The sequence below is a fragment of the Streptomyces recifensis genome (assembly GCF_002154615.1).
Lineage (GTDB): Bacteria > Actinomycetota > Actinomycetes > Streptomycetales > Streptomycetaceae > Streptomyces > Streptomyces griseoluteus.
In genome coordinates, this window is record NZ_MUNH01000470.1 from 1 (window position 1) to 7,551 (window position 7,551).

8 protein-coding genes are annotated in these 7,551 nt (G+C 73.3%); 5 read left to right on the plus strand and 3 right to left on the minus strand.

All coding sequences use genetic code 11. The features are described 5' to 3' along the window. Positions 1-80 precede the first annotated feature (80 nt). Together CCN33_RS23015 and CCN33_RS23020 are read right to left on the minus strand one after the other, a co-directional pair. Positions 81-362, minus strand: coding sequence for an Lrp/AsnC family transcriptional regulator (locus CCN33_RS23015; RefSeq protein ID WP_031179902.1), 282 nt, complete (start codon positions 360-362; stop codon positions 81-83). Then, positions 359-1,129 carry a rhomboid family intramembrane serine protease gene (locus CCN33_RS23020; protein WP_086695419.1) on the minus strand — a complete coding sequence of 257 codons (771 nt, stop codon included), beginning with the start codon at positions 1,127-1,129 and terminating at the stop codon, positions 359-361. Before CCN33_RS23020 ends, CCN33_RS23015 begins: the two co-directional genes overlap by 4 nt. A gap of 163 nt (positions 1,130-1,292) precedes the next feature. On the opposite strand from CCN33_RS23020, the gene CCN33_RS23025 reads away from it, so the two are divergent. From CCN33_RS23025 to CCN33_RS23045, 5 genes are all read left to right on the plus strand, one after another. Continuing rightward, positions 1,293-1,532: a hypothetical protein gene (locus CCN33_RS23025; protein WP_086695420.1), complete on the plus strand. Its 240-nt coding sequence runs from the start codon at positions 1,293-1,295 to the stop codon at positions 1,530-1,532. Between the two features lie 63 nt (positions 1,533-1,595). After that, on the plus strand, positions 1,596-2,939 hold the full coding sequence (locus tag CCN33_RS23030) for an NYN domain-containing protein (protein ID WP_086695421.1): 1,344 nt from the start codon (positions 1,596-1,598) through the stop codon (positions 2,937-2,939). A gap of 210 nt (positions 2,940-3,149) precedes the next feature. Further along, a complete protein-coding gene (locus CCN33_RS23035; protein ID WP_086695422.1) occupies positions 3,150-4,190 on the plus strand; it encodes a C40 family peptidase in 1,041 nt (346 codons plus the stop codon). A 226-nt stretch (positions 4,191-4,416) separates the two neighbouring features. Beyond that, a complete protein-coding gene (locus CCN33_RS23040; RefSeq protein ID WP_208621851.1) occupies positions 4,417-5,421 on the plus strand; it encodes a C40 family peptidase in 1,005 nt (334 codons plus the stop codon). Positions 5,422-5,450: 29 nt separating this feature from the next. Beyond that, positions 5,451-6,638: a hypothetical protein gene (locus tag CCN33_RS23045; RefSeq protein ID WP_086695423.1), complete on the plus strand. Its 1,188-nt coding sequence runs from the start codon at positions 5,451-5,453 to the stop codon at positions 6,636-6,638. 3 nt (positions 6,639-6,641) lie between these two features. Here CCN33_RS23045 and CCN33_RS23050 read toward each other — a convergent pair. Next, a partial coding sequence (locus CCN33_RS23050) for a glycosyltransferase 87 family protein (protein ID WP_086695424.1) occupies positions 6,642-7,551 on the minus strand: 910 nt, incomplete at its 5' end.

Consider the following 7,551-nt stretch of genomic DNA (forward strand, 5'->3'; position numbering starts at 1 on the left):
CTAGCCCTTCCGGGGGCGGAGCCGCGCGCGGGCGCACCGGCGGCCTGGAGCGGGACCGCGCGGCTCCGCCCCCGGAAGGGCTAGCTGTCGAGGCCGATGGCGAAGGCCGCTTCCAGGTCGTGCTGGGAGTAGGTGCGGAAGGCGACGTGGGTGTCGGTGCCCTCCACGCCCTGGATCTTGCTGATGCGGCCGGGGATGACTTCCGCCAGGTCCTCGTGGCGGGCCACGCGGACCATGGCGATCAGGTCGTAGGTGCCGGTGACGGAGAAGACCTCGCTCACGCTCTCCAGCGCGGCGATCTGTTCGGCGATCTCCGGAATCCGGTCCACGCTGGTCTTGATCAGGACGATCGCGGTGATCACGGCTGGTTCTCTCCCTTGGACGCCGTAGCCGGGGCGGGCCCAACTCTAGCCTCGCCCGGCCCGTCCTTCTCGCCCTGCTTCCGCCCGTACCTGAGCCAGGCGTAGCCGAAGCCCAGGCAGAAGCCGATCACATGGGCGAGGTAGGCGACGCCGGGACCCTCGGGCGCGCGGCCCGCGGCGTACCACTGCAGGCCGGCCCAGAAGGGCAGCACCACCCAGGCCGGGAAGCGCAGCGGGAGGAAGAAGAGGAACGGGAGGAGACTGGTGACACGGGCCCGCGGAAAGAGGTGGAGGAAGGCGCCGAGGACCGCGGAGATGGCCCCCGAGGCGCCGACCAGGGACTGCTCGGAGTCCGCGTTGGCCAGCGCGTACCCGAGCAGGGCGAGGTAGCCGCAGCCGACGTAGAAGAGGGCGAACTCGACGCGGCCCATCCGTTCCTCGGTGAGCACGCCGAAGACGAAGAGGAACAGCATGTTGCCGAGCAGATGTACCCAGCTCCCGTGCACGAACAGCGCGGTCACCGGGGTGAGCGCCTCGCGCACCGGTTCCGCCAGGAGTCCGGCCGGGATGACCCCCCAGTGCCGGAAGTACGCCCGCTGCGCCGCGAGCAGCGCGTCCCCGGTGCCGTACGTGTGGGTGAATCCGGAGGCCGGGCCCAGCAGGAAGATCAGGCAGCACAGGGCGATGAGGCCGTACGTCAGGGGCGCCGGGGTGCCCCGGACCGCCCTGACGGTCCGGGCGGCGGTCGTGCTCCACTCTCTGATCATGAATACAGAGCATGACGTAACCGGACGCACCGGTACAGACCGCCTCGCCGCTTCGGACAGGCGGGCGGCGAACACCCGGCAGGCCGTAGGGTTACGGCCACACGCGCCGGGGCTCCGGCGCGTTCAGTCCGCCAGACGCGACGAGAAGGAAGCGAGCTGCGCCATGACGGTTCCTCCGCCGACCGCCACGACACGCTGGCGCTGCACCCTGTGCGGCAACCTCACCCGGTTCGACGTGACCCGTTCCGCCAAGACCGTCGAGTACGTCCACCTCGACCTGGCCGGGGAGCCGACCGTCGAGGAGCGCGAGGTGGTCAGTGAGACCATCGAGTCGGTCCGCTGCCGCTGGTGCAACGCGGTGGACCAGGTGGAACTCGTGGACAGGCCGGGCGCCGCCTCCTGAGGGCGGGGTGGTCCGCGCGGGATCGGGCAGGTATCGGGCATGTCGGGCATTGGGGTGTGACGGATGGTGGAGACCGCGGGCGGGGGGCCGGAGGACGGCACCGCCGAGGTGCTTGACCGTCCGCTGCCCGACGGTGTGCGCCGCCGGGTCGTGGGAATCGTCTCGGACGCCTTCGGCGCCCTGACCATGGCCGAACTTCCCGCCCCGCTGCGCCAGTACGCCCGTTTCACACCGACCCGGCGGGCCAAGTTCGCCGGGAACGCGATGGCCGCCGCGCTGGAGACCGAACGCCTCTTCCGGCAGCGGATCGCCGAGCGCTACAAGGAGATCCAGCCCGAGCTGTGCGGCGCGCTGGAGGCGGGCTCACCGCCCCCGGCCGCCGACCCCCTCGACGTCGCGGCCGCCGCCTATGTGCTGCGCCCGTCCGGCTGGGCCAAGCTGGTCGCCGCGGCCGGCGAGGAGGCCCAGCGCGCGGACGCCGAGCGCGTGGACGAGGAGAGCCGCGCCGAGCTGGAGAAGCTCCGCGAGGAACTCGAGCGCGCCCGTGAGCACACCCGCGCCGAGACCGCCCGGCTGCGCGCCGAGCTGGACGCGGCCAGGAAGGAGGCCGACGCGCTGCACCGCAAGCTGCGCTCGGCCCTGAGCGACGTCAAGCGCGGGGAGGCCGCGCTGCGCAAGGAGCGCGCCGAGACCGAATCCGCGCGGGCCGAGGGCCAGGCGGCCCTCTCCGCCGCCGAGAGCGAGTCCCGCCGGCTCAAGACCCGCCTGGGCGAGTCGGAGGCCGCGCTGGAGGCGACCCGCCGCGCGGTCCGCGAAGGCCGCAGCGTGGAGGACATGCGGGTACGGCTGCTGCTCGACACGGTTCTGGAGGCGGCCCAGGGCCTGCGCCGCGAACTCGCCCTGCCCCCGGTGTCGGTGCGCCCGGCGGAGACCGTGGACGCCGTCGAACCCGGCCGGATGACGCCCAAGGACATCGCCGCCCGCGCCCTGTCCGAGCACGACCCGGCCATCCTCGACCAGTTGCTCGCGCTGCCGCAGGCCCATCTGGTGGTCGACGGCTACAACGTCACCAAGACCGGCTATCCGCAGATGCCGCTGGAGAAGCAGCGGCTCAGGCTGCTCGGCCAGCTCTCCGCGCTCGCCGCGCAGACCGGCGCCGAGGTCACCTGTGTCTTCGACGGCGCCGAACTGGCCGCCCCGGTACTGCTCGCGCCGCCGCGCGGCGTGCGGGTGCTCTTCTCCAAGCCGGGCGTGACGGCGGACGAGCTGATCCGCCAGCTAGTGCGCGCCGAACCGCCGGGCCGGCCGGTCATCGTGGCCTCCACCGACCGCGAGGTGGCGGACGGCGTCGCACGCGCCGGAGCGCGCCCGGTGGCCTCTGCGGTACTTCTCAAGCGCCTGTCCTGAACGCCCAACGGACACGCGACCTGCCCCAATTGAGGGCTTCTGTGGACGACGGAAAGTCAACCCGATGTCACGCCTGGTGCGTTGAGTGCAAAATATGCAGCGAGGGACTGGATTTTTTGCTGTGAGGATTTGAACTGATCACAACTGGGTCACTAGGGTCGGTTCGAACCTCCGAGCGGGTGATCACTCACAAGAAGGAGTTCGTCCTCAGTGGCGTCCCATCGTCGACCCAAGCAGCCGAGCCGCACGCGTGTCACCGTGCTCACCACCGCGGCGGCCGCCGCCGTCGCGCTGAGCGCGAACGCGGCCAACGCAGCCCCGAGCGAGAAGCCGGGCAAGACCGAGGTCAAGGCGCAGGTCGACAAGCTCTACGAGCAGGCCGAGCAGGCCACCGAGAAGTACAACGGCGCCAAGGAGAAGCAGGAGAAGCTCCAGAAGGAGATCTCCACGATCCAGGACAACGTCGCCCGCGGCCAGCAGGATCTCAACAAGCTGCGCGACGGCCTCGGTTCGCTCGCCACCGCGCAGTACCGCAGCGGCGGCATCGACCCCTCGGTCCAGCTCTTCCTCTCCGCGGACCCGGACGACTACCTCGACAAGGCGTCCACGCTGGACCAGTTGAGCGGTCAGCAGGTCGAGGCGCTGAAGAAGATCCAGGACAAGCAGCGCGAACTCGCCCAGGAGCGCGCCGAGGCCACCGAGAAGCTCAAGGACCTCGCCTCCACCCGCACGGAGCTGGGCAAGAAGAAGAAGGAGGTCCAGGGCAAGCTGGGCGAGGCGCAGCGCCTGCTCAACACCCTGACCGCCAAGGAGAAGCAGGCGCTCGCCGCCGAGCAGCAGCGCGCCGACCGTTCCTCCAGCGAGCGCGTCCAGCTCGGCCACGCCGTCCCCGCCTCGGGCCGCGCCGGAGCCGCGTTCTCCGCCGCCCAGAGCAAGATCGGCACCCCGTACGTCTACGGCGCCACCGGCCCCTCCTCGTACGACTGCTCGGGTCTGACCTCCTGGGCCTACGCCCAGGCCGGTGTCTCCATCCCGCGCACCTCCGAGGCGCAGGCCAACATCGGCACCCGGATCTACTCCACGAGCGACCTCCAGGTCGGCGACCTCGTCTTCTTCTTCAACGACATCCACCACGTCGGTCTCTACGCGGGCAACGGCCAGATCCTGCACGCCCCGCGCACCGGCACGGTCGTCCGCTACGAGTCCATGAGCACCATCGGCGGCCCGTTCATGTTCGGCGTCCGCGTCTGACCCCCTCGCCACACCCGCCCGAACGGGCGAATCACGGCACCGCGCGACCCCTGGCGCCCCGCCGCTGACCTGCGTCGGCGCCGGGGCGTCACCGTGTGTGCGCACGCCGGTCGTTGGCCGGTGGGTGCCGCTGCGGCTACTGTCTGGCGCGTTTCCCCGGCACCGAGGGCACCCGCCCGTCCGCGCGCCGGGGGGACGGTTCCCGTCGTCCAGGGGAAGGACCGTCGTGGCGTCCCATCGCCGTCCCGCAGCATCCGGATGCGACCGGGGCGCAGCCGCCCTGTGCGTTCTGTCGGCCGCGGCCGCCGCCCTCGGCGCCGTACCCGCCGCCCACGGGGCGCCCCGCGACGGCGCCCGCGCCGAACTGGACCGGCTCTACGCCCAGGCCGAGCGCGCCACCGAGGACTACGACCGGGCCGACGAACGCGCGGACAGGCTGCGCCACGAGATCCGCGACGCCCAGGACCACATCGCCCGCACCCAGCAGCGGGTCAACTCCCTTCGGGAGCAGCTCGGATCGCTGGCCGGTGCCGAGTACCGCTCCGGCGGCATCGACCCGGCCGTCGCCCTGCTGTTCTCCGCCGACCCCGACGACTACCTCGACAAGGCGTCCCTCGTCGACCGCATCGGCACCCGTCAGGCCGGACAACTGCGCGAACTGAGCGGCGCGTTGCGCGACCTCGCCCAGGAGCGGGCGGAGGCGGAGGCCAAGCTCGGCGACCTGGAGCGCAGCCGCAAGGCGGTCGCCGCGCACAAGCGGAAGGTACGGGAACGGCTCACCCGCGCCCGGCACCTCTTCGACTCCCTGTCCGCCGCCGACCGCGCCGACTACAACCGGTCCTCCCGCTCCGGCCGCCCCGACCTCACCGGCCTCGGCGACCTCGACCCCCGTGCCGCCGCCGCGCTCGCCGCGGCCCGTTCCGCCCTCGGCCGGCCGTACGTGTGGGGCGCCAACGGGCCCACCGGGTTCGACTGTTCCGGCCTGATGCAGTGGTCGTACGCCAGGGCGGGCGTCCAGCTCCCGCGCACCTCGCAGGCCCAGCGCGACGCCGGACACCGGGTCCCGCTCTCCCAGGCCCGCCCCGGCGACCTGGTGATCTACCGCTCCGACGCCAGCCATGTGGCGATGTACGTCGGCGACGGCCAGGTGATCCACGCGCCCCACCCCGGCGCGGCGGTGCGCTACGACCGGGTCGGAATGCTGCCGATCTCCGCGGTGACCCGGCCCTGAGCCCTGCCCGCACCCCGTACGATCGGACGGTGGCCGGCCGGGACGGAGCGTGGCGAGCAGCGGCGGCGGGACTCTGCCTGCTGCTCCTGCCGGCGTTCTCCGGATGCGGTCACCGCGCCCCCGGCACCGGCGCCCGCGCCGAGGTGCAGCGGGTGCTCGACCGCCGGGCCACCGCCCTGCTCGGCCACGACGAGGCCGCCTACGCCACCACTGGCACGCGCGTCCCCTACACCCGGCTCCGGGCCCTCCCGCTGGCCTCCTGGGCCTACCGGATCACCTCGCTGCGCCCGGACGGCGCCAGCGCGGACGCCGAGCTGAGCTACCGGGTCGCCGGGCAGGACACCGCGCCCGTCACCGCCCGGCGCACCCTCACGCTGAGCCACACCGCCGACGGCGGCTGGTACGTCGCCGCCGAGGGGCCCGCGCCGGGCGCGGGGCAGCAGCTCTGGGACCAGGGGCCGGTCAGCGCCGTCAGCGGCGCGCACAGCCTGGTGCTGGGCACCGGGCAGAGCACCGGCGCACTGCGCGGCTACGCCCGGCTCGCCGACCGCGCCGTACCGGCCGTCTCCCGCGCCTGGGGCGCCCGCTGGGCCCGGCGGGTGGTCGTGCTGGTGCCGCGTTCCCTGGACGGCATGGCCGCGCTGCTCGGCTCGCCCGCCGCCCGGTACCGGGGCATCGCCGCCGTCACCACCGCCGAGACACCGGGCGCCGGGCGGGCCCCCGCCGACCGGGTGGTGGTCAACCCGGAGGCGTACGCGGCCCTCGGTGAACTGGGCAAACAGGTCGTGCTCACCCATGAGACCACCCATGTCGCCACCCGCTCCGCGACCACCGCCGCCACCCCGCTCTGGCTCTCCGAGGGGTACGCCGACTGGACCGGCTACCTCGGCACCGGCCGCACCCCCGCCGAGGTCGCCCCCGAGCTGACCCGCGCGGTCGCGGACGGGCGCGTCCCGGACGCGCTCCCCGCCGACCAGGACTTCGGTTTCACCGGCGACCCGGCCGGGCTGGCCCGCGCCTACGAGTCCGGCTGGCTGGCCTGCCGGATGATCTCCGAGCGCTGGGGCGAGGAGGAACTGCGCCTCTTCTACCGGGCCGTCGGGGCCCACCGCGGCCGGGCGGGGGCGGTGCAGGGGGCGCTGAAGGAGGTGCTGGACACCACCCCGGAGGAGTTCACCGCCCAGTGGCAGGACTACGTCCGGGACCAACTGGGCTGAGCCTCACGGCGAGACGGGCGACTCGTCCGCGTGGTCCGCCACGGCGGGTGCGGACGCGAGGGGCGCCGGGGACACGGTCGAGCGCCACAGGCGGCGGGCCGCCGTGAGGGAGGCGGCGACCAGCAGGCCGTTGCGCACGGCCATCAGCGTCACGCCGTACCAGTCGCTCGTCACCACGTGGATGAAGCCGAGCGGGAACTCCAGCACCGTCACCAGGGACGCCACGGCCACCATCAGCGCGGGCACGGTCATCCGGGAAGCGCGGTGGGTCAGGCACACCGCGGCCAGGCCGGTCAGCCACACCAGGTACTGCGGGCTGATCACCCGGCTGGTCACCGTGAACAGCAGCACCGCCGTGAACGCGGCCTCCGGGAGCGTCAGTTCGTCGGTCCGCACCACCCGCAGCCGCCACAGCACCAGCCAGCCGAACGCGGCTCCGGTCAGCACCAGCGCGGCCGTGCTCACCACCCCGACCCACGGGCCCAGGAACTCGATCGAACCGTAGTTCAGCAGCACCTGGCCCTCCCAGCCGAAGTGCCGGGCCACATGGAAGACCAGCGCGCCCAGCGACTCCACCTCCGTGCCCCGGTCCCGCTGGAAGGTCAGGAAGGCGAAGGCGCCCGGCATCGAGACCGCGAACAGGGCCGCAAGACCCGACGCCGTCACCGCCGCAGACACCCACGGACGGCGCCGGAAGGACCCCGTCAGCAGCAGCGCCGGCCAGACCTTCACCATCGCGCCGAGCGCGGTCAGCACCCCGAAGGCGCGCGGATGCCGGCCGGCCACCAGCAGCGCGGCCACGGCCAGGGCGGTCACCATCACGTCGTAGCGGGCGTACACCGTCGGCCCGAGCAGCGGGACGGCCGCCGTCCACAGCCAGGCCCCGCGCGGCGAGCGGCCGGGGCCCCGGCCG